The organism is Ruegeria sp. C8, assembly GCF_056537565.1.
Window position 1 is genome coordinate 1 of the sequence record NZ_JBQFRV010000029.1, and the last position, 21548, is coordinate 21548.

Genomic DNA, 21548 nt, shown 5'->3' on the forward strand with positions numbered 1-21548 from the left:
GGAGCACTTCTTTCACGTATTTACGAGCGCGCGCGCATCGCTTCCGGAATTCATAAACCCGACCTTTGATTGAATGGTGACTTTGCCTGCACTTCCGCCAAACGCTCTGAGGGAATCGGACATTCGAAAACACCGAACCGACCGTTCGAGCAGATCGCAGCGATCGGCTGCTGCGAACCCAAAGTAACATAGGATGCGATCGGCTCTAAGGTCAGCAATGCAAGATGTGCGTCATCAAATGCAGCTCAAACTGAGTTGGTGCGAAAAGTCATTATACGCACCAACCCCAGTTGAATCTTGTCACGCCTCCACTACGACTTTTCCGACCGCAGATCCATTCGTCAGGTGCCCATAAGCTGCACCGACATCGTTCCACCCAAACTTATGTTCGTCAACAATCGGTTTGAGAGCGCCGTCATCCGCCAGATCCGCCAGTATCCGCAGGATGTCGCCATGAGTTTGCCGCCCGACATCGTGCATCATCGGTATCAGCATGAAAACGACGTGCAGAGACAGACCTTTGAAATGCATAGGCGTCAAATCAATCTCGACCATCGCGACCGTTGAGGCGACATGGCCATTGAGTCGGGCGGCTTCGAAAGAGTTCGTCATGTTCGGACCGCCAACGCTATCGAACACCACATCGAAGCCCACACCGCCGGTGCGCTCTGCCACGTAGTCCTGGACCTTTTGTGTTGTGAAATCTATCGCGCGCGCGCCCAGCTCTTCGATCAGGGTCAACTGGCCCTCGTCGCGACCCGTTGCTGATACTTTGGCACCAAGGTGGCGGGCGATTTGGATGGCAATATGACCAACGCCACCGGCACCACCCTGCACCAGAACAGTCTGCCCTTCGCCAACACCAGCACGGGTCAGCCCTTCATAGGCGGTGATGCCGACGAGAGGCAGCGCTGCAGCTTCCCGCATGTTCAGCGTCTTGGGTTTGTGTGCGATCAGGCGCGCGTCTGCGTTAATGTACTCCGCCAAAGCGCCCGGGAGATCCGTCAATCCACCTGCACAACCGTACACCTCATCGCCTATGGCAAGACCTGTCACACCGTCGCCAATCGCAACAACCGTGCCAGCAAAATCCATGCCAAGCACGGCAGGCAATTGAGGGGACAGAGGCAGGTCCGCGCCCAAGCTTCGGATCATTGTGTCGACGGTGTTGACGCTGGTCGCGGCCACTTTGACGACAACATGTCCGGGTGTCGCGACCGGATCGGGAATTTCAGCAAGCTCGAATAGCGCATCGGGTCCGTAAGAGTTGAGAACCATTGCCTTCATTGAAGTTTTCCTTTTGAGAAATGGTGTCAGGCCCACGTGGAAACCGCGCACGCCTGACGAGTTCATTGTGTTGAGGTGGGATCAGTTGATGTCCTGCACCTGCATCACCAGATCGCCCCACTTGCGCTGGTTCTCGATGTCATGTTCCAAACCTTGTTCATCCGCGATCGTGAAACGTTTTACTGCCGGAGTTTTGCTGGTCGCCTGATACAGCCAATAGGCTTCGGCCTTCAGCGCCTCATCGATGGGTTTGTCGATGGATTCATAGACCATCTGTTTGCAGGCATTGATCGACTCTGCGGGGAATTGTGCGATCCGTTCGGCCAGAGCAGTCACATACGGGCCGATTTCATCCGCTTCCAAAGCCTTGTTGATGGTGCCCAAACGTTCGGCGTCATCCGCGTCATAGTCTTGCGCGCTCAGGATGATCTCAAGCGCTTTGCCAAGGCCGGTTTGACGGGCCATGCGCGAGGCGCCACCGCCGCAGGGCAGGATGCCCATTCCGACCTCCATCTGCATGAACTTGTACTTTCCCCGCGCGGCAAAGCGCATATCCAACGCCAAGGCCAATTCGTGCCCGCCACCGCGCGCAAACCCTTCCAGCTTTGCAATGGTGGCCTGCGGTACCTTGCTGATCCGCTCGCAAACCGATTGCAGATCCAACAGCCGAGCGTCCTCGCGGGACACGGCTTCGGTCGACATGTCCTTAAGTAGCTCGGTATCGTAGTGGCAGACCCAGATTTCCGGATTGGCCGACTGAAAGATCACGACTTTGGTGTCGCGGTCCCGCTCGAGCCGCATGGCCAGACTGTTGAGATCGGCCAGCATTTCCTGGCCTTGCACGTTCACGGAGCCAAAATTGAAGGTGACCGTGGCGATGCCGTTTTCGACAGCTACGTCAAAGGTTTGAAAGTTCTCGTATTTCATTAGGCAGTCCTTTCTTGGGCCTCGACGCAGCACGCGTGAGGGGTAGGGGAGTGTTAAAGGTGGAGGTGTTCGGCGTTTTCGCGCCGGGATGGTCAGCCTGTCTGGCTGATCAAGTCTTTGATAGCGGTAATGACATCGGCAGCGTGGTTTTTGTCGAGCGCTGCGGGATGGGGATCAGCGAAAGTGCCACTGTCATTGTCGAAATAGGCTCCGGCCGCGTCCGCAAACCGCGCACCCAAGGCCGCATCAATCAAGATATCAGCGCCGATGTTCATATCGTTCCCGGCCAGGCCAAAGCCTTCTTTCACCATCTTTGATGCCAAAAGGGATCCGGGATTTACGGCGACCATCACAGGTGCATTCGACAGCGATTTGGCCCATTCGCGGGTCCAGATGGTGATCGCCAACTTACTTTGGGCATAGGCTTCCATGTCAGCCATTGGCACATTGCCCTGCATGGCCTTGAGGTTTACCGGGGCCTGTGCAGCCGATGACAGATTCACGACACGCCCGTCGGCGGGAATGATCGGCAAAAGCAATTCGGTCAGCAGATACGGTGCAAGCGTGTTCACAACAAAGCGGATGTCCTGACCATTTTCCAGCACGGATTGAGGGGCTTTTAGCACACCGGCGTTGTTGATTAATACATCCAGTTTATGATGCTTCGCCTGAACGTTTTCGGCCAGTTTTCGAACCGCGGACAAATCGCTGAGATCAGCGGCATAGGTTTCGACATCGCCTCCGACGGCGGCAGCCGCGCTCTCCAATTTGGATGCGCTGCGTCCATGGAGGAGCACCTTGTGCCCACCGGCAGCCAGCTTCTTCGCTGTCAGCAGGCCAATGCCGTCGGTTGAACCTGTAATGAGAATAGTCTTGGTCATCGGTCTGATCCTTCAGGAAAAGTCAGGCAGCAGAGTGTCCGCCAGATGTTCGAGGGTTGTGTCGATCGGTGCTTGATTGAACCTTAGGTTCAGCGCGACGTGATTGACCCCGAGCGTTTCAATCTCGCGCAGATAACTGCGCAGGAAGTCGGTGCCCGACTGAAACCCAAGATGGATTGGGCGTGGTGGTGCGGCAGCGTCGGCTACAACATCGACGTATAGCGATTGCATCACAGGCTTATCCGGTTGACCTGCAGCTTTCACGCGTCTGCGGTAATCTGAGATGACTTGACCCTGAGCCGCCGCATTGCGCGGATATGTCATCCAGCCATCTCCGTTCTGCGCTACCCAATCAGGTGATTGTTGGCTGCCACCGGTAATGAGCATCGGCAGGCGCGTCCCGTGCGGTTTTGGCAATAGATCAATCCCGCCATGCAGTTTGCCCTGTGCATTTTTATGTGTCGGGTAAGCCGATTCAACGGCGCGGATGTACTCAACACTATCGCGGAAACGTGCCCCGCGATCTTCAAAGCTCTGGTTCATCGCCGGGTACTCCTCGGGCCGGTCGCCGGACGCGACACCCAAAAGCAACCGCCCGGCAGAGAGCACATCTGCCGTCGCTGCTGCCTTGGCGACATGAGCGGGGTGACGCAAAGGCAGGATCACGCTCGACGTTCCAAGCGCAATCCGATCCGTCGCCGTTGCCAACGCTCCCAGATAGACAAATGGATCGAAAACCTGCCCGGGGTCGCCAAAGCTTGGAACATTGAAGGGCACGTCCCGCAGCCAAAGTGCCGCAAACCCAAGCTCCTCGGCTTTCTGAGCCGCTTCCAAATGCCCTCGTAGCGTCGGTTCTGCCCCGACGGCATAAGCTTCGAGAGGCAATACAAGACCGACGCTCAGTCGTCCGGGACGGAACACCTGGTTGTAGGCCAAATTGATTTGCTCAAACCCAGCCGGCTGCGTTTCATCCAACATGTCTGGCCCTCCTTTAATAGCGCACCAAAGTGCGGCTTTCGATGCTTTTGCGAATGGTAGTGATGTTTGGATCCTCGACCATATCGAGGGCGCTATGAGCAATCGAAGCCAGGCCTTGATTGTCATATATGTTGAAGACCGCGACCTCATCCGTTGTCATTTTGGATTGATAGATCCACTCATGTTTGGGGTTTCCCGCCAGCCCCATGATTTGCCCCACGCGGTCAGGATAGATCAGGTCCAGTAGAATCCAGTCAGACGGGTCGACAGACGACGGCCGTACAAAGCCCAAGGGTGCCGAATTGATCGCATGCTCTACAGGACGCCATACGTTGACAAAGGCAAAATGACCTTGCGCCCACTCCGCTGCGGTCTCGGCACCCACCAAGTCGATAAGCCGTTGTTCGGCTCCGTCCTTGCTGTAGTCGCTATGAACATTGCGCGCCGGTTTACGTATTGCGTCGGGGTCATCCACCCGAACAGTGTGATCAAAAACCACGACCTCTCTCGCACCCAGCTTGTCCTTCAGCATAGCTTTAAGTTCCGCATCGTAATTCGGTTTCCAGCTGTCGCCTGCAAAGTCTCGGACCTGCGTTTCAAGTGGCATGATTTCAACAGCATCACATGCAAATGAAACTGATGAGGTCGTTGTGCGGTTGTCTGCTAGCACAACGGATGTCGCGACCAACTCAGGGGAAATCAGGTTGCCAGCGACCCCGCCAGCATCAAGCTCGAAGGCTTGCCGGTAGGATTTGTGAACATGGTAGTTGACGGTGGCTGTCCGTGTCATGTGCGCCTCCTGCCTAAGCTTTGCTGTCTCTTTAAAAGGGATTTAACCTCGATCAAATTGAAGATAAACTGCCCAATCATGTATTGATAATTCGGAAAATAAATATAATGGGCTTAGACACAGACGCGCTTCGATTGTTTATTAGGGCAGCAGACATGCTGAATATCAGCGCGGCGGGGCGTGATCTGGGCATGGCCCCAGCGGTTTCCAGCACAAGGCTTGCCAAGCTGGAGCAGAACCTCGGTTTCGAGCTTTTGCACCGCACGACACGCAAAGTGTCGTTGTCAGTGGAAGGAGCGGATTTCCTGCCCTTCGCCCGTGAGATCATTGCGCAGGAAGAGGCGGCATTTGCTGCATTGGGTAAGCAAATGACAACGATCAAAGGTACATTGCGTTTTGCTGCGCCAAGCAGTTTCGCACAGCTCTACATCGCGCCAATCCTGCCAAAGTTTCTTGAACAGCACCCCGATCTCACGCTCGATTTGCGCCTATCGGATGTGCAGTTCGATCTGATCGAAGGAAGCTACGATCTAGCACTCAGGAACGCGCCACTTGTCGACACCAGCCTGAAGGGCCGCAAACTGGCGGATGACCAGCGTATCCTTTGTGCCGCGCCACACTACCTCGAAACGCATGGCGTTCCCGATACACCAGCCGATTTGACAAACCACCGTCTGATCGCTTTCCAAAACCTCCAACCGCGGTCACTTACAGGACCGGCGGGTGAAAACGCTGTCTTCGATCCTACCTCAGCCAAAGGCCACTTGATCATCGATGACGGTCAAAGCCAGGTCCGCGCCACACTAGCAGGAGCAGGTATTTCTTTGAATGCTCGTTGGAGCGTGCATGACCAACTGAAGTCAGGCCGTTTGGTGCGGGTTCTTCCAAACTTTGAGGCCAGTGAAGACAATGTCTTGTGGCTGATCTATCCCAAGTCCAACGTGCTGTCCCCAAAAGTGAGGGTGTTCATGGACTTTCTGGTTGCAGAGATAGGGGCAAAGCCTCCTTGGGAAACATAAGAGCTATCGGACAATACGCTCTTAGACATCGTGACAACAAGGTCCGGGACGGGGACAAGTGGACATGCCTTTTCCAATCGCAAAAGTCTGGTTTGTTCCGCCCAGCCGTCATTTCTGCTTTTCGAATTGATTTACGGTTTCTGAATGACCGCTATGCGGGCGGCAACCACAGCAATCGAAAGCTTTGCTCAATATCCGTTGTGAGCCGGGAAAATCTGGGAACTTTCCATGCGCTTCCTTGCTGGCTGTTCCCAACTTACCCATTCGGTCAGATTTTTTTTCTCACCGTACTCCCAGGAATAAGCCGAAATCCGACGTCCTTGGTGGACTTCGTTGGCTCTCCATTGATTTGGGCCAGAACCATCTCGGCTGCGATCTGTCCAATCTTAAGGTGGGGTACTGCAATTGACGTCAACCGATAGGGTTGAATCGCTGAAATGGGTAAGTCGCCCCATCCGGCAATTCCAATGTCGTTCGGAACGCTCAATCCGATTTTTTGAGCATAGTGAAGCCCGCCAATCGCCATATTGTCGTTCTGGTAGAAAACAACTTCGATATCGCGGTGGGAGGCAAGCAGCTGCTCGGTGCCGTAAAATCCGGTATAGAAGCCTGGCGTGTCCTTCAGCAGTAGTTGTTTTTCAAGCCGCCCGTTTGCATCTTCGATGGCCTTGGAAAAGCCGTTCAGACGTGCGGTTGCGGCATTTGCGACGTCATGTGAAGTGCCGACATAGCCGAACTTTTGATACTCCATTCCAGCCAGATAACGACCCATACTGTAGCCGCTGTCAAAGTGGTTGAGCCCCACGCACATGTCCAACGGGCTTGAATTGAAATCCCAGATTTCGACCAGTGGGATGCCTGCGCCTCGCAGCATCTGGATCGCTTTTTGGCTGTGCGAGCGACCTGTGATAATCAGCCCGGCAGGTTGCCAGGACAGCACGGTCTCGATCCATTTTTCCTCATGGTCGATTTCGTGCTCGGTGAGGCCGAGCACAGTCTGGTGCCCGAAAGCGCCGAGTTTGCGGTCGATGCCCTCCAGAACCTGCGCGAAGATTTCGTTGCCCAATTCGGGGATGCTGACCCCGACGAAAGTAGACTTCTTGTCACCCGCGAAAACGGTCGCCAAGCGATTCGGCAGGTAGCCCAACCTGTCCACTTCGGCCATGACCTTGGCGCGCGTTTTTTCCGAAAACCCACCTTCGTCGCGCAGGACTCGGCTGGCTGTCATCTTCGACACGCCCGCAGCCTTCGCCACCTCAGCAAGGCTTACTTTGTTGTTTTTGCTTGATTTATCAGTATCACTGCTCATTTACGTTACGGGTAACTCTTTTTTATTGACAATGACCGGGTCTGTGCGAATGCTAGCGTAACGTTACGGGTAACTCAATACGATGTTGAGGAGCATCAGGGTCACCCAGGTCCAGGAGGAGACTGCCGTGCCCGGCACTGCACAAAACAATCTGTTCTTTGACGGGATAAAGAAGCATTTTGGCGGCACCTATGCGCTGCGGGATGTTTCGCTAAACGTCGAGCGTGGTGAGATTGTTGCCCTGCTTGGCGAAAACGGAGCTGGCAAATCGACCCTCATCAAAATCCTTGGCGGCATTCACAAGGCGGATGAAGGGCGGGTTCTGATCAATGGCGAACCCTACGAACATCGCCCGGGTGGTTTTGGCGAGCGTCAGTCCGTTGCCTTTATCCACCAGGATCTGGGCATGATCGAATGGATGACCGTGGCCGAGAACATTGCGCTTGCTCTGGGCTATTCCCGCAAAGGCGGTCTGATCAATTGGAAATCTGTAGAGAGCTTTGCACAAGACGCGCTGGACAAGGTGGGGTGTGAATTCGAGCCAACCACGCGGGTGCAGGACTTGTCGCGAACCGAGAAATCTCTGGTCGCGATTGCCCGCGCTTTGGCGGTGGATTGCGACTATTTGGTTCTGGATGAACCAACCGCATCTCTGCCCGCAGATGAGGTCGAGCGACTGTTCGAAGCGCTGCGCCCGTTGAAGGAACAAGGCGTCGGCATGATCTACGTGTCGCATCGGCTGGACGAGATATTTCAGATTGCTGACCGGGTTGCCGTGCTACGAGACGGCGAGATGGTCGGTCTGCGCAGCATCGACCATACAACTCCCGAAGAGCTAGTTTACATGATCGTCGGTCGCAAGACACGGCAGGTGATGAAGCCAGACGCACCTCCGGGTGCGACGCTGCTTGAGGTGTCTGGCCTGAACATGGAAGCAGCGCATAACGTCAGTTTCAAGTTGCAGACAAATGAAATCGTCGGGCTTGTCGGGCTTCGCGGGGCAGGGCACGAGAATGTATCGCGCGCGCTGTTCGGGTCGGAGGGGTTTAGTGGCCAGATTACCCTGCATGGTGAAACGCCTGACTTAAGCTCTCCGCAGACCGCGATGGCGTCCGGGATCGGTTTGGTGGCGCGGGATAGAACCGAGGAATCGGTCGCCATGTCGCTGACCATCCGCGAGAATACGTTCCTGAATCCAGCGGCCATCGGGCGGTCCTTGCTATCGTTCATGGGCCACCGGGCCGAGGCAGAGAGCGCCGCGCGGATCGGTGCCGACGTGGCCTTGTCTCCCAATGATCAGAGCATGACGATTGAAAGCCTGTCGGGTGGCAACCAGCAAAAAGTTGTCATCGGGCGCTGGCTTGAAACCAAACGCAAACTGTTGATCTGCGAAGACCCGACCGCAGGTGTCGATGTTGGCGCAAAAGCTGAAATCTACGCGCTGTTGAACCGCGCGATGGAAGAGGGTGTTGGCATCATCGTCGTTTCAACTGACTTCGAAGAAGTCGCCGCCATCTGCCACCGCGCCATTGTCTTCAGCCAGGGTCAGATCGTGCGCGAGTTAACCGGCACCGAACTGACCACTGAAAACCTGATACAGGCTGCCTCGGCCTCGAACGCCGTGGCGAGTTAAGGAATACGTCTATGCAATCGCTTGAATCCAATGCGCTGGAACCGACAAAGGCCGAGTTGAAAGACGCCTCGCTAAAAACCCGAATTCTCAGGTTCTTGCCGGTTTACGGGCTGGTTTTGCTGACAGGTTTTCTGATCATCCTGTTTTCGATCCTTCTGCCAAACACCTTCCCAACGCTTCTGAACCTGCGGGCGATTATCTCGGACAAGGCGATCATTGCGCTTTTGTCGTTGGGGGCGATGATACCGATGGCAGCAGGTCGTATTGACCTGACGGTCGGGTACGGCATCGTGCTGTGGCATATCCTGGCGATCTCTCTGCAGACCTTGTACGGCATTCCATGGCCGATTGCGGTGGCGATTGTTCTGTTGCTGGGTTTGCTGACTGGTTTCCTAAACGGTCTGCTGGTCGAGGTCGCCAAGATCGACAGCTTTATTGCCACGCTGGGCACAGGCACGGTCCTGTATGCGCTGGCGCTGTGGCACACGGGCGGACGTCAGATGGTCGGCGCGTTGCCGGAGAGTTTCTATGCCATCAACGGCACCTTTGTATTCGGTCTACCTATCACTGGCTTCTACGTTCTGGCGATCACTGTCGCGATGTGGCTGATCCTGGAATACACGCCAATCGGTCGGTACCTCTACGCGATCGGCGCCAATCAGCGTGCTGCGCAGTTGAACGGTATTCCGACCCGGAAATTCGTTATAGGCGCTTTCATGTCATCAGGCCTGATCACCGCCTTTGCCGGGGTGTTGCTGGCGTCGAAATTGCGGATCGGGCAAGCTTCGGTCGGTCTTGAATTCCTGTTACCTGCTTTGGTCGGGGCCTTTCTTGGGTCCACGACCATCAAGCCGGGACGCGTGAATGTTTGGGGAACAGTCGTGGGTGTCGCGATCCTGGCTGTTGGTATCTCGGGCATTCAGCAATTCGGTGGATCCTTCTGGGTCGAGCCGATGTTCAACGGTGTCACGCTTCTGATTGCAATCGGTATCGCCGGTTACGCTCAGCGTCGCAAAGGCGCCAAAAAGTAAACAGCATAAGGGAGGAGATTATGCTGAAACGGACTTTCATGGCGGTATCCGCCGCCGCGCTTCTGACAGGCTTGGGATTTCCGCTCGCCGCCGAGACGGCGTTTGACGGGCCAACCAGTGGACCGACAGCTGCTGAAGGCAAATCCATTGTCGTCGTCGCGGGCGATCTAAAAAATGGAGGCATTCTCGGGGTCACCAATGGCGTCGAAGAAGCAGTTGGCACCATTGGCTGGGACGTTCGCGTACTGGACGGAGCCGGTTCTATTCAGGGGCGGACCGGAGCCATCGGCCAGGCACTAGCGTTGCAGCCGGATGGGATCATCATCAACGGCTTTGACGCTGTTGAACAACAGGCAGCACTAGAGGGTGTTGTCAGCGCAGGAATCCCGATGGTCGCGTGGCACTCGGGTCCCAAGATCGGATGTGACGCGCCGGGAGGCATTTTTGCCAATGTCTCAACCGACGCGATGACAGTGTCCGAAGTGGCTGCTGAATGGGCCATGGAAGACGGCGGCGACGGGGTTGGCGCAATCATCTTTACCGACTCGACCTATCAGATCGCCATCGACAAGGCCGACCGGATCAAAGAAACCATCGAGGCTGCGGGCGGTACGGTGCTGGAATATGTCGATACTCCGATCGCCGATACCTCGGCCCGAATGGGACCTTTGACCACGAGTCTGCTGCAGAAATACGGCGACCAGTGGACACACGCGCTAGCGATCAACGATCTGTATTTTGACTTCATGGGACCTGCATTGGCGGCGGCGGGTATCTCGTCAGACGACGGGCCTCAAGCGGGCTCGGCTGGTGATGGCTCAGAGGCTGCCTTCCAGCGTATCCGCAGCGGCAACTACCAGACAATCACCGTGGCCGAGCCACTCAACCTGCAAGGCTGGCAACTGGTCGATGAACTGAACCGTGCCATTCAGGGCGAGGCATGCTCGGGCTATGTCACGTCGCCCGCACTGGTGACGGAGGAAGGTCTGGCCAAGCTGGGCGATAGCAATCAGTTCGACCCGGACAGCCCTTATCGCGAAGCCTACGCAAAGATCTGGGGCAAGTAACCGTTCCGGTGGTCCTTGCCTGAAATGGCGAGGGCCCCGCTCGAAAAGATGACACAGCACAGAGCCAGCTCAGCGGCCTTTCGACCGCCATGGCGGAGCTTTGCGCAAAGGAGGAAACCATGAGCGAACAGCCATTGGTTCAAATGCTGGGAATAACCAAACGCTTCGGCGGGGTGACCGCGCTGCAGGACGTCGATCTGGCGGCCTATGCAGGAGAAGTACTCGCCATCGTCGGGGACAACGGGGCGGGAAAATCCACCCTGATCAAGATCCTGACCGGAGTGTATCAGCCCACCGAAGGCCACATCCTGATGGATGGAAAACCGTTGGAGATGGCCAGCCACTCTGACGCAATCGCAAACGGGATTGATGCGGTTTACCAGACCCTCGCACTGGCTGATCACCTTTCCCCTGCGGCCAATATGTTTCTGGGCAACGAGTTGACCAAAAACGTGTTCGGCATTCCGTTTCTGGACAACAAACGCATGAAGTCTGAGGCGGCTCGGGTTCTGGAAGAACGTCTTGGTGTGCGGCTGCGGTCGATGGATGTGATGACGGAAAGCCTGTCAGGCGGGCAACGTCAGGCGGTCGCGATCTCGCGCGCGGTTTATCACGAAGACCTGCGCTTGCTGGTGATGGACGAACCCACTGCCGCACTTGGGCCACAGGAAACGGCACGGACGCTGAAGCTGATCAAGGCGCTGCGTGAACAGGGCCTTGCCGTGATCCTGATTTCGCACTCCCTGGATGACGTGTTCGAAGTGGCGGACCGCGTGCATGTGCAACGCAGGGGCCGCGCCGTTGGCGTTGTCAAAACTGCGGAGAGTTCCGTTCAAGACGTTCTGGGCCTGATTGTCGGCGCCCAGGATGCAGCTGCGTGAAGGAGAACATTATGTCCGCGGCGATGACAAACACTGAACAAAGAACCATCATGGACCGGTTGGAGCCCTATCTGGCCTTTATCGGGCCAATGGTGATGATCCTGGCCATTCTCATCTTCATGGGGATTGCGGAACCAGCCCGGTATTTCCGTCTGACCAATCTCAATCTGATCCTGCTGGATGCGGCGCTGTATATGCCGATGGCAATGGCGATGACCTTTGTCATCACCCAGCGCGGGATTGATCTGTCGATTGGCTCGATTGCGGCACTGTCGGCCATTCTCATGGCCTTTCTTGTGAAGCAATATGGTTTTCCGGCCTGGGTAGCCGTACCTCTGGCGATTGTGCTGGGCGCGATTATGGGATTGATCAACGGTCTGGTTATTACCCGGTTCAAGGTACCTGATCTGATCGGCACTCTGGCGATGGACCTCGTCTATCGCGGTCTGGCACTGGTGATTGCCAAAGGTCTGGTGCTGGCCCGTTTCCCCGATCTCATCACCGAAATCGGACGTGGTCAGATCCCAGGTTTCATTCCCGTGCCGGTGGTGCTGGGCCTGATCACAATGGCCATTGGCTACGTTGTGCTGACCCGCACCTATTTCGGGCGCTACACCATCGCCATCGGTTCAAACCCCGAAGCCAGTGAAATGACCGGTGTGGCCGTCGATCGACACAAGATCTATGCCTATGTGCTGATGGGTGCCGCTGCCGCGATGGCCGGTGTCATGCTGACCGGAAAGCTGAACGCCATTCAGGCGACCTCGGCCCCGTATTTCAACCTGCATGTGATTGCGGCGGTTGTTGTGGGCGGCACGTCCCTGTTCGGTGGACGCGCTTCGATGCTGGGCTCTCTGGCCGGTGTGCTGCTGCTGTCGATGATGATCAACGCACTGGTGACTCTGCGGATCGAGTTCTTCTGGCAATCCGTCGCCTCGGGCGTGGTGATCGTCAGCTCGGTCGCGCTCTACACCTGGATGCAAAAGAAAGACCGTGACGGGGCGCAGGGCCTTCTGGCGGGTCTGCGCAGCAAAGAGGCGCAAAAACTGATCCGCTTCTCGGCCGCTCTGATCGGCGCATTAATCCTGTTGCTTGCCCTAGGGGCGGGACTGGCAACCGAGCCTACGCCAAGCGGCTAAGGCAAACAAAAGTGGTGCGCCCGGAGGTAGGAGTCCTGGCGCACCTGCAAGGCCCCACAATGTTCGCGAAAGGGAGGACTTACCGTGAAACAATTGAACAAAGCACTACTGACGACAAGCGCATTTTGCCTTTGTGCCACTGCAGCCTTTGCTGATGGGCACGGAAAGCTACCGCTTAAGGAACTGCCGGGTATCGAAGATCGGGACTACTGGGTCCCGGGCGAGGTTAACGCCGACGGCAAGTTGGAAGCCTTGCAGGCGATGACAGGGGCCGAAGCGGTCAAGTATGAAGGCACTCAGGATGCACCTTTGCAGATCGCACTGATCTATCCTTCTGCTGACACCTCCGACTTCTGGGCGCGCAACTATCTGGCGATGACCAAACGTCTGGACGAGTTGGGCATTGAGTATGAAACCACCGAATTCGCCAGCCGTCAGATCGAACACAGTCTGCAATCGACCTATGCCAACCAGGTGGTTCAGGATGCGGACCTGTATGACTTCGTGATCTTTGGCCCGTCGGAACTGGCTATTCAGGCTGACAATATCGACAAGATGGCCGGAAATGACGGGTTTGCGACCTTCGTCTGGGCCTTCCACACGCCACCAAAAGAGCTGATAAATCAGCCTGATGCGTGGTTCGACTTCAGCTCTGCCGCCGGTGCTCTGACCATGTGCGACTATATGCTGGAACGGCTGGGCAGTGACGTCACGATGGCGATGAACCGCGGAATTCCTGGCATCACCGACGACCAGCGGTCGGGTGATTTCAAGGCTTGCGTTGAGGAGAAAGGCAACTGGACTACCGTTTACGAGCATTACGGTGAGTACCAGCGCGAAGGCGGCTTTGAGGGCACCAGCCTGATCCTGCAAGCCTATCCAGAAGCCACCATCATCCATAACGCCAACACCGCGATGGCCATGGGGTCGGTCGAAGCTCAGCTTGCGGTCGGCAAAGAGAAAGACGTGTTCTCGACCGGTTGGGGCGGCACCGGCCTTGAGCTGGACGCCATTCGCCGGGGCGAGCTGGACGCGACCCCGATGCGCATGGGTGACGATGTGGGGGCGGCGACAGCCGAAGCGATCAAGGCGCATATGGAGGGCCGGCAGGACGAACTGCCCTTTGTGTTCTTGGGCCGGATCACCGTCGCGCATGACCAGATGAGCGCTGAGGAGATCGATGCGCTGGAACAAGAAGCGTTCCGCTTCTCGGGCGTGGGCGCATTGGAGCGCTAAGAAACTCGCCTGTGGCTGGCCCGTTAGGGCTGGCCGCAGGCACCTGAAGTAACCAAAGACGGAGAGAGCCCGAATGGCGCAATCCATGATGTTGATTGAAAAATGCAGCCATTGCGTAAGCTGGTATGACATTGAAACCGGTGCCCGGCAGGGGCGGTTGGATCTGCCGCATTTCCCTCATGAGTTCGTGGTCGATGACGAGTTTCACTATGCCTATGTCGGTCATTACGGCGTGCAAAATTCCGGTATCGAAGGCACCGACGGTCGGTCCGTGATCGTGATCGACATCCGCAAACAGGAAATCGTGCACAGCTACGATCTGGGCGAGCATGCCCGTCCGCACGGGATTGGGCTAGACGGGCAGGGGCGTCTCTACGTGCTGTCCGAATGGACAGGCCATCTGCTGGTCAAGGAAAACCCGCGTGCCTTCGATCAAGGCTGGGATCACATCACGCCAACCGGCGGCACCAAGTGCCATCTGTTTGCGCTGACCAGGGACGGACACACAGCGTATTCAATGAACCTGACCTCGGGCAATGTTACCGTGTTCAATCCATATGATGCGTCGGTTTCGCCGATCCCAATCAAGACCGGAAAGAAACCTGAAGGGCGTTGCCTGCGGGAACAGGCACAGACGCTCTATACCTCGCAGCGTATCTCGAACACCGTAGCCGTGGTCAACACCAACACGCTTGAGATCGAGCGCACCTTTCCTACGCCAGATGATCCCTGCCGCATCTACTACGACGAGAAACGCAACCGGTTGGTGACGATGAACCATTTCGGGGGGTCGTTCTCGGTATTCGATGAAGCTACGGGCGAGATGCTGCACGAACAGAAAACACCCGCGAACCCGCTGGCACTATGCATCGATGATGAGGCCGCCTTTGCCTATATCGCCATCGATTGCGAACAGGTGCAGCGGTTCAATCTTGATACGTTCGAGGTTGTGCAGACCTTTGATACGGGCAAGGAACCGGACGTGATGGTCATCTTGCCCGACGGATTTTCAAAACACTGGGAGAACGCGGCATGACTAAGCCTCGTATCGCAATTGTGCCCGGCGACCCTTCGGGGATCGGCCCGGAACTGATCGCCAAACTGCTCAATCAGGACGGCGTGCAGGAGGCCGCGGATATTGTGCTTGTTGGAGACAGTCATCTGTGGAGGCGCGGCGCGGAACAGGCTGATCTGAACGTGCCGATCAACACGGTGGATGCAGTGGCAAATCAACCGGGCCTGTCACATCTTGAACTCGACACCATCGCGCCCGAGGACGTGAAGATCGCGGAGTTCACCGTCGAGGGCGGTACGACGTCGCTCCGCTGTCTCGACAAAGCAATGGATCTGGCGATGGCGGGAAAGGTGGATGGTATCCTGTTCGGCCCGTTCAACAAGGCCGCGATGACCGCCGCCGGGCTGAATGCCGAGGACGAGCACCGCTACATGGCGAGCTACATGGGGCATACCGGCTATCACTCTGAACTCAACGTTCTGGATGAGCTGATGACGACCCGCGTGACCTCACATATCGGGTTGAAGGATGTGGCGGCCAATATCACTGAAGAGGGGATATTGAAGGCGGTCAATCTGGCCAATGACACGCTGCGCAAGGCGGGCAAAGCTCGCCCCAACATCGCAGTGGCGGCGCTGAACCCCCATGCTGGCGACAATGGCAAGTTTGGCCGGGAGGAGATCGACATTCTGGAGCCCGCCGTGCGCAAGGCGCAGCAGAAACAGTTGAATGTGACCGGCCCGTGGCCCTCGGACACCGTGTTCCTCAAGGCGCAGCGGGGCGAGGTCGATGCGGTTGTGACCATGTATCACGACCAGGGCCAGATCGCGATCAAGCTGATGGGCTTTGAGCGCGGCGTGACCGTGGCCGGCGGCTTACCCATCCCGGTCGCCACCCCCGCGCATGGCACGGCCTTTGATATCGCCGGACAGAACAAGGCCAATCCGGGCGCAATGCGGCAGGCGTTCGATCTGCTGGTGCGCATGGCCAAAACACATCGCGCCGAACGCAGCGCGGACTGAGGAGACCAAGATGACCAAGATTAAATCCGTGCGCACCCGCGTCTGGAACTGGACTGGACCAACCGTGCCGCCGACGGGCAATTTCTGCACCAACGCCTCAGACGTGCTTTACGAAAAAGGCGATGCGATGTCGTCTTTCCGGTTCCACCAATGGCTAACCTGCGAGGTCGAGACCGAAGACGGCACCATCGGTATCGGCAACGCGGCCTTGGCTCCTTCGGTGGTCAAGGCGGCCATTGACGAATGGTTTGCTCCGCTGGTGATCGGCGAAGACCCGTTCGACTATGCTTACCTCTGGGAAAAGATGTACCGGCGCAGCCACGCCTGGGGGCGCAAGGGGATCGGGATGACGGCGATCTCGGCCGTCGATCTGGCGATCTGGGACCTGATGGGCAAGCTGGCGGGTAAGCCTGTGTTCAAACTGCTGGGCGGGCGCACCAAAGAGAAGATCCCGGTTTATTACTCCAAGCTCTACTCCGGTCCCATCGACGTAATGCAGGCCGAGGCCGCCAAGGCGCGAAAGAACGGCTACTCCGCCTACAAGATGCGGTTCGGCTGGGGGCCCAAAGATGGTATGGCTGGGATGCGCGAGAACCTCAAACGGGTCGAGGCCGTGCGCGAGGTCATCGGCTATGACGTCGATCTCATGCTCGAATGCTACATGGGCTGGAATCTCGACTACACCAAGCGGATGCTGCCCAAACTCGTCAAATATGAACCCCGCTGGCTGGAAGAGCCGGTGATCGCCGACGATGTCGAAGGCTACCGCGAGTTGAATGCGATGAATATCGTGCCAGTCTCTGGCGGTGAGCATGAATTCTCGGTCATCGGCTGCAAAGACCTGATCGAGAAAAAGGCCGTATCGGTCCTGCAATATGACACGAACCGGGTGGGTGGCATCACCGCAGCGCAGAAGATCAACGCGATTGCCGAGGCGTTTCAGGTGCCTGTGATCCCCCATGCGGGCCAGATGCACAATTACCATCTGACCATGGCCAACGCCAATTGCATGATCAGCGAGTACTTCCCCGTCTTTGATGTCGAGGTCGGAAATGAGCTTTTCTATTACATCTTCGAAGGTGACCCCGAAGCCGTTGATGGGTTCCTTGATCTGGATGACGATACGCCGGGTCTTGGGATCGAAATCACGGACAAACACCTCAAACACTTCCAGATTACGGAGTAAATCATGACCTACACCGGTATTTGGCCAGTTGCGCCAACACCGTTCAACGAGGACGGAACGCTTGATCTGGATGGGATGAAACGCGTTCTTGATTGTCTGATTGATCAGGGCGCGGATGGGATCTGTGTTCTGGCGAATTTCTCCGAACAGTTCCTGATCTCGGACGCCGAGCGCGAGACTTTGACCCGGCTCAGTCTGGAGCACGTCGCGGGACGTGTTCCAATGATCGTGACGATCAGCCATTTCGCTACTCAGATCGCGGTGGAAAGGGCGCAATTTGCCAAGGACTTGGGTGCGGACATCGTGATGATGATGCCGCCCTATCACGGGGCGCTTCTGAAAGGGAATGCACAGCAGACCTTCGAGCAGTTTGCTGCGGTGGGCGAGGTCGGCATTCCGATTATGGTTCAGGATGCGCCTTTGTCGGGTGTCGACCTGCCGGTGCCTCTGCTGGTGCGCATGGCGCAAGAGATCGAGATGGTGAAGCTGTTCAAGATCGAATGTCCCCGTGCCGCCAACAAGCTGCGTGCGCTGATTGCCGAAGGGGGCGACGCGATTGAAGCGCCGTTTGATGGGGAAGAGGGGATCACCCTGCTGGCCGATCTGGATGCGGGAGCCACGGGGTCGATGACCTCGGGTATGATCGTGGACCAGATCAAGCCGGTCATCACCCATCACCAGGCAGGTCGCTTTGATGAGGCAACCGCCGCCTATGGGCGGGTGGCGATGGTGATCAACCACGAAAACCGCCAATGCGGCTGGCAGTCCTGCAAGGCGGCGATGGTCGAAGGCGGCGTGATCCGGTCCGAGTTCTGTCGTCACCCGATTGACCCGCTTCAACCGGCGATCCGCGACCGTTTGATCGACCTCTTGAAACCGTTGGACCCGATGGTCCTGAAGTGGGGAAAATAAGATGATCCTTGGACAAAACCTGATCGACGGAAACTGGGTCGGCTCAGAAAACCAGCGTGCCTCAGATGATCTGGACGGGCAGAACTTTGCGCAGGCGACAGCTGCGCAGGTCGACGAGGCTTGTCGAGCCGCTCGCCGTGACTTTCGCGCGTTTGCGGGCAAATCGCGGGCCGAGCGAGCAGCGTTCCTGCGCACGATTGCTGAGCAGATGGATGTTTTGGGGGAGGAGATTACCCAGACCGGCATGGCAGAGACTGGACTGCCCGAGGTGCGCCTGGTGGGCGAACGCGGCCGCACCACCGGGCAGTTGCGCATGTTTGCCGATCTGATCGAAGAGACCGGGTATCTCGATATCCGCAAAGACGGCGCACTTCCTGATCGGACGCCACTCCCCCGTCCTGATCTGCGCCTGACGCACAAAGCCATCGGCCCGGTGGCCGTCTTTGGTGCGTCGAACTTCCCGCTCGCCTTTTCAACGGCGGGCGGGGACACCGCCTCGGCTTTGGCCGCTGGATGCCCTGTGATCGTCAAGGGCCACAGCGCCCATGCGGGTACCGCTGAATTGGTGGCTCAGGCCATCGCCAAGGCGATTGAGTTCTGCGACATGCCCGCAGGCACGTTCCAGATCGTGCAGGGGTCAGGGCGCGAGGTCGGATCGGTCCTAGTGCAACATCCCGATATTCGGGCGGTTGGCTTCACCGGATCATTGGCCGGTGGCAGGGCGCTTTATGATCTGTGCCATGCGCGCCTAAACCCGATTCCGTTTTACGGCGAACTTGGCTCGGTCAACCCGATGTTCTGTCTGCCCACCGCTATGGATGCGCGAGCGGCAGAGATCGGCGCGGGCTGGGCCGCGTCTCTGACCATGGGGGCCGGGCAGTTCTGCACCAACCCCGGCGTTGCCGTGATGCTGAAAGGCCCGGATGCGGATGCGTTGGAAACCGCCTGTGTTGACGCACTGAACCGAACCGCCGAGCAGAAGATGCTGACCGACGGCATCCACGTGGCTTATGAACAGGGCGTGCGTGCCTTCCGCGATCTGATGACCGAGGTCACATCCTGCGGTGTCGCGGCTGGAAAACGCGCAGCCCTGCCTGCGTTGTTCAAAGTCAACGCGGAACAGTGGATGGCAAACCCCAAACTGCAACACGAAGTATTCGGTGCGGCTGGCATCATCGTTCTGTGCGACGACACGGACCAGATGGTGGCGCTCGCCGAAGGGCTGGAAGGCCAACTGACCCTGACGGTGCACATGGATGACGCAGATCATGACTTCGCCAGCACCCTAATGCCCATTCTCGAAGAGAAAGCCGGACGTTTGTTGGCCAATGGCTTTCCCACGGGTGTCGAGGTGTGCTCGGCGATGATGCATGGCGGGCCTTACCCGGCTAGCACCGACGTGCGCGCGACTTCTGTCGGTACTTTCGGTATTGCACGATGGCTGCGCCCGGTCAGTTATCAGAACATGCCTGGTGCTTTGCTGCCGAATGAACTCCAGGGCTGAGGATCCACGTCAGGCCGTCTGTGGCCTGACCCCAAAACGCCACGAACGCACAGGTTCGGCGGCGGCTAAAGGACAAACAAAGGAGAAAATGGATGTACGGCGTTCTGGAGGGCACCGGATTTGAGGTCATCGAAAAAGAGTTCGAAGCCTGTTTCATTGGCCACGCGCGGGTCGAACGGTTGTGGACCGGTGCGCGTTGGTCCGAAGGGCCGGCCTGGTTTGCCGCCGGGCGCTATCTGGTCTGGTCTGATATCCCCAACAACCGTCTGATGCGCTGGGATGACACCGATGGATCGGTCTCAGTGTTTCGGCAGCCCTCGAACAATGCCAACGGCAACACGGTGGATCGGGAGGGTCGGCTGGTGTCATGCGAACATCTGACCCGGCGTGTCACAAGGACTGAACATGACGGCTCTATCACGGTTCTAGCGGACGCTTGGAAGGGAAAGCGTTTAAACTCGCCGAATGATGTTGTCGTCAAATCGGACGGGTCGATCTGGTTCACCGATCCCTCCTACGGGATCATGATGGACTATGAAGGCGAACGCGCCGAAAGTGAGATCGGGGCGTGTCATGTGTTTCGTTTGGATCCGACATCAGGCGAGGTGGCAGCCGTTGCCACCGACTTCGTGAAACCCAACGGCTTGGCCTTTTCGCCGGACGAGAGCGCTCTCTACATTTCCGACACGGGCGTCACCCATGACCCAGATGGCCCGGCGCATATTCGCAGATTCGGCGTCGCGAGCGACGGAAGAACTCTGACGGGCGGCGAGGTGTTTGCCAATTGTTCGGCGGGGCTGTTCGATGGTTTCAGGCCAGACCGTGAAGGCCGCATCTGGAGTTCTGCTGCAGACGGTGTTCATTGCCTGAACCCACAAGGAGATTTGATCGGCAAGTTGCACATACCCGAGATGGTAGGGAATATATGTTTTGGCGGCGCCAAGCTGAACCGGTTGTTCGCGACCGGAACAAGCAGCCTTTACGCGATCTATCTCAATGTAAACGGTGTCTCACCGGTTTGACTTTACTTGCGAAAGTGGGGTTGGAAGCAAGGGAGACATTTGCAGAAGTCGACGCAAATCCCAATCAAATGGTTTTGAAATAGTCACAGCACAAGTTTATGAAAGGGCAGCTACTTTTCAAAGAAGCAGTTTTTTAAGCATTTGTTGTGCTCCTGCCGCACAAATTCTAATGCTAGGGCCTGCAAGGATTTTTAGTTGAACGTTGCGAGTGTCCGCGACGCGACTAAGGCTGCAGTATTCAAGCACGCAGTCGAATAGAAGGATTGAGCCGGAAAAGACCAACCTGCTAAGCTACCGCGATCCCACCTGAACCCTATCTAGGTGACAGATGCGACAAGCTTCAAGTCTGCGTCGCACTAAGGAACTAAGCGGACATTCATCACAACCGCAGCATTTTTAGCTTTGGCTTACACCGAACAATACAAACAACTACGGGACCGATCTACGGGCATCGCAAAATGAGGAAAAACCTCGTGGAGAAAAACCCTCTAGCAGAAACGGTCGTTTCGTCAGGTTTGTACCCACCTGTATAAGACCGGACATCTGTGGGCATCACGCTTTAGGCAAAGTGGGTTCGATCCGGCCCTTCGCCACGTGTTTCATCAAGGCCTATTGCGCGGACAAAGCCGCCCTTCAGTCAGTGGGTGGTTCGTAGGGGTCCGGCGTTCCTGGGGGGATCGGAGGAAACTCCTCGAAGGTAGCAATGTGC

The 21548-nt window shown here is 57.0% G+C and carries 19 protein-coding genes; 13 read left to right on the forward strand and 6 right to left on the reverse strand.

What is annotated here, in order from left to right:
- Positions 1–300: 300 nt before the first annotated feature.
- From ACR0KL_RS22365 to ACR0KL_RS22385, 5 genes are all read right to left on the reverse strand, one after another.
- A complete protein-coding gene (locus tag ACR0KL_RS22365; RefSeq protein WP_480777535.1) occupies positions 301–1287 on the reverse strand; it encodes a zinc-dependent alcohol dehydrogenase family protein in 987 nt (328 codons plus the stop codon).
- Between the two features lie 81 nt (positions 1288–1368).
- On the reverse strand, positions 1369–2214 hold the full coding sequence (locus tag ACR0KL_RS22370) for an enoyl-CoA hydratase/isomerase family protein (RefSeq protein WP_170680019.1): 846 nt from the start codon (positions 2212–2214) through the stop codon (positions 1369–1371).
- A 92-nt stretch (positions 2215–2306) separates the two neighbouring features.
- A complete protein-coding gene (locus ACR0KL_RS22375) occupies positions 2307–3095 on the reverse strand; it encodes an SDR family NAD(P)-dependent oxidoreductase (protein WP_170680018.1) in 789 nt (262 codons plus the stop codon).
- Between the two features lie 12 nt (positions 3096–3107).
- Complete coding sequence (locus tag ACR0KL_RS22380) at positions 3108–4073, reverse strand: LLM class oxidoreductase (protein ID WP_170680017.1); 966 nt, start codon at positions 4071–4073, stop codon at positions 3108–3110.
- A gap of 13 nt (positions 4074–4086) precedes the next feature.
- The gene (locus ACR0KL_RS22385; RefSeq protein WP_170680016.1) at positions 4087–4863 is read right to left on the reverse strand and encodes a CmcJ/NvfI family oxidoreductase; all 777 of its coding nucleotides are present in this window, start codon (positions 4861–4863) and stop codon (positions 4087–4089) included.
- A gap of 107 nt (positions 4864–4970) precedes the next feature.
- Here ACR0KL_RS22385 and ACR0KL_RS22390 point away from each other — a divergent pair, with 107 nt between their 5' ends.
- A complete protein-coding gene (locus tag ACR0KL_RS22390; protein WP_170680015.1) occupies positions 4971–5882 on the forward strand; it encodes a LysR family transcriptional regulator in 912 nt (303 codons plus the stop codon).
- 268 nt (positions 5883–6150) lie between these two features.
- Here ACR0KL_RS22390 and ACR0KL_RS22395 read toward each other — a convergent pair whose 3' ends face one another.
- Positions 6151–7191, reverse strand: coding sequence for a LacI family DNA-binding transcriptional regulator (locus ACR0KL_RS22395; RefSeq protein ID WP_170667777.1), 1041 nt, complete (start codon positions 7189–7191; stop codon positions 6151–6153).
- A gap of 127 nt (positions 7192–7318) precedes the next feature.
- Between ACR0KL_RS22395 and ACR0KL_RS22400 the strand changes: the two genes are divergently transcribed.
- The 12 genes from ACR0KL_RS22400 to ACR0KL_RS22455 all read left to right on the forward strand — a co-directional run bounded on the left by ACR0KL_RS22400 (position 7319) and on the right by ACR0KL_RS22455 (position 20839).
- On the forward strand, positions 7319–8824 hold the full coding sequence (locus ACR0KL_RS22400) for a sugar ABC transporter ATP-binding protein (protein WP_170680014.1): 1506 nt from the start codon (positions 7319–7321) through the stop codon (positions 8822–8824).
- An 11-nt stretch (positions 8825–8835) separates the two neighbouring features.
- Positions 8836–9855, forward strand: a complete 1020-nt coding sequence (locus tag ACR0KL_RS22405; RefSeq protein ID WP_170667779.1) for an ABC transporter permease — start codon at positions 8836–8838, stop codon at positions 9853–9855.
- Positions 9856–9875: 20 nt separating this feature from the next.
- Positions 9876–10922, forward strand: a complete 1047-nt coding sequence (locus ACR0KL_RS22410; RefSeq protein ID WP_170377209.1) for a substrate-binding domain-containing protein — start codon at positions 9876–9878, stop codon at positions 10920–10922.
- Positions 10923–11041: 119 nt separating this feature from the next.
- Positions 11042–11803: an ATP-binding cassette domain-containing protein gene (locus ACR0KL_RS22415; protein WP_170556671.1), complete on the forward strand. Its 762-nt coding sequence runs from the start codon at positions 11042–11044 to the stop codon at positions 11801–11803.
- An 11-nt stretch (positions 11804–11814) separates the two neighbouring features.
- Positions 11815–12942 (forward strand): ABC transporter permease, encoded by a 1128-nt coding sequence (locus ACR0KL_RS22420; RefSeq protein ID WP_170556670.1) that lies wholly within the window; start codon positions 11815–11817, stop codon positions 12940–12942.
- Positions 12943–13026: 84 nt separating this feature from the next.
- Positions 13027–14178 carry a substrate-binding domain-containing protein gene (locus ACR0KL_RS22425; RefSeq protein WP_170680012.1) on the forward strand — a complete coding sequence of 384 codons (1152 nt, stop codon included), beginning with the start codon at positions 13027–13029 and terminating at the stop codon, positions 14176–14178.
- Positions 14179–14251: 73 nt separating this feature from the next.
- On the forward strand, positions 14252–15214 hold the full coding sequence (locus ACR0KL_RS22430; protein ID WP_170680010.1) for a YncE family protein: 963 nt from the start codon (positions 14252–14254) through the stop codon (positions 15212–15214).
- Entirely contained in the window at positions 15211–16215 is a 1005-nt protein-coding gene (locus ACR0KL_RS22435; RefSeq protein ID WP_170680008.1) for a 4-hydroxythreonine-4-phosphate dehydrogenase PdxA, read from the forward strand. Before ACR0KL_RS22430 ends, ACR0KL_RS22435 begins: the two co-directional genes overlap by 4 nt.
- 10 nt (positions 16216–16225) lie before the next feature.
- Complete coding sequence (locus tag ACR0KL_RS22440) at positions 16226–17401, forward strand: L-rhamnonate dehydratase (RefSeq protein WP_170680006.1); 1176 nt, start codon at positions 16226–16228, stop codon at positions 17399–17401.
- Positions 17402–18313: a dihydrodipicolinate synthase family protein gene (locus tag ACR0KL_RS22445; protein ID WP_170680215.1), complete on the forward strand. Its 912-nt coding sequence runs from the start codon at positions 17402–17404 to the stop codon at positions 18311–18313.
- Between the two features lies 1 nt (position 18314).
- Entirely contained in the window at positions 18315–19817 is a 1503-nt protein-coding gene (locus ACR0KL_RS22450; RefSeq protein WP_170680004.1) for an aldehyde dehydrogenase (NADP(+)), read from the forward strand.
- A 92-nt stretch (positions 19818–19909) separates the two neighbouring features.
- Positions 19910–20839 (forward strand): SMP-30/gluconolactonase/LRE family protein, encoded by a 930-nt coding sequence (locus ACR0KL_RS22455; RefSeq protein ID WP_170641086.1) that lies wholly within the window; start codon positions 19910–19912, stop codon positions 20837–20839.
- The last annotated feature ends 709 nt before the right edge of the window (positions 20840–21548 follow it).

Excerpts from the sequence above, each read along its gene's own strand:
- ACR0KL_RS22415 (WP_170556671.1), top strand. The coding sequence starts at position 11,042 with ATGAGCGAACAGCCATTGGTTCAAATGCTGGGAATAACCAAACGCTTC.
- ACR0KL_RS22375 (WP_170680018.1), bottom strand. The coding sequence starts at position 3,095 with ATGACCAAGACTATTCTCATTACAGGTTCAACCGACGGCATTGGCCTG.
- ACR0KL_RS22380 (WP_170680017.1), bottom strand. The coding sequence starts at position 4,073 with ATGTTGGATGAAACGCAGCCGGCTGGGTTTGAGCAAATCAATTTGGCC.
- ACR0KL_RS22405 (WP_170667779.1), top strand. The coding sequence starts at position 8,836 with ATGCAATCGCTTGAATCCAATGCGCTGGAACCGACAAAGGCCGAGTTG.
- ACR0KL_RS22385 (WP_170680016.1), bottom strand. The coding sequence starts at position 4,863 with ATGACACGGACAGCCACCGTCAACTACCATGTTCACAAATCCTACCGG.
- ACR0KL_RS22410 (WP_170377209.1), top strand. The coding sequence starts at position 9,876 with ATGCTGAAACGGACTTTCATGGCGGTATCCGCCGCCGCGCTTCTGACA.
- ACR0KL_RS22365 (WP_480777535.1), bottom strand. The coding sequence starts at position 1,287 with ATGAAGGCAATGGTTCTCAACTCTTACGGACCCGATGCGCTATTCGAG.
- ACR0KL_RS22395 (WP_170667777.1), bottom strand. The coding sequence starts at position 7,191 with ATGAGCAGTGATACTGATAAATCAAGCAAAAACAACAAAGTAAGCCTT.
- ACR0KL_RS22390 (WP_170680015.1), top strand. The coding sequence starts at position 4,971 with ATGGGCTTAGACACAGACGCGCTTCGATTGTTTATTAGGGCAGCAGAC.
- ACR0KL_RS22420 (WP_170556670.1), top strand. The coding sequence starts at position 11,815 with ATGTCCGCGGCGATGACAAACACTGAACAAAGAACCATCATGGACCGG.
- ACR0KL_RS22450 (WP_170680004.1), top strand. The coding sequence starts at position 18,315 with ATGATCCTTGGACAAAACCTGATCGACGGAAACTGGGTCGGCTCAGAA.
- ACR0KL_RS22440 (WP_170680006.1), top strand. The coding sequence starts at position 16,226 with ATGACCAAGATTAAATCCGTGCGCACCCGCGTCTGGAACTGGACTGGA.
- ACR0KL_RS22435 (WP_170680008.1), top strand. The coding sequence starts at position 15,211 with ATGACTAAGCCTCGTATCGCAATTGTGCCCGGCGACCCTTCGGGGATC.
- ACR0KL_RS22455 (WP_170641086.1), top strand. The coding sequence starts at position 19,910 with ATGTACGGCGTTCTGGAGGGCACCGGATTTGAGGTCATCGAAAAAGAG.
- ACR0KL_RS22370 (WP_170680019.1), bottom strand. The coding sequence starts at position 2,214 with ATGAAATACGAGAACTTTCAAACCTTTGACGTAGCTGTCGAAAACGGC.
- ACR0KL_RS22430 (WP_170680010.1), top strand. The coding sequence starts at position 14,252 with ATGGCGCAATCCATGATGTTGATTGAAAAATGCAGCCATTGCGTAAGC.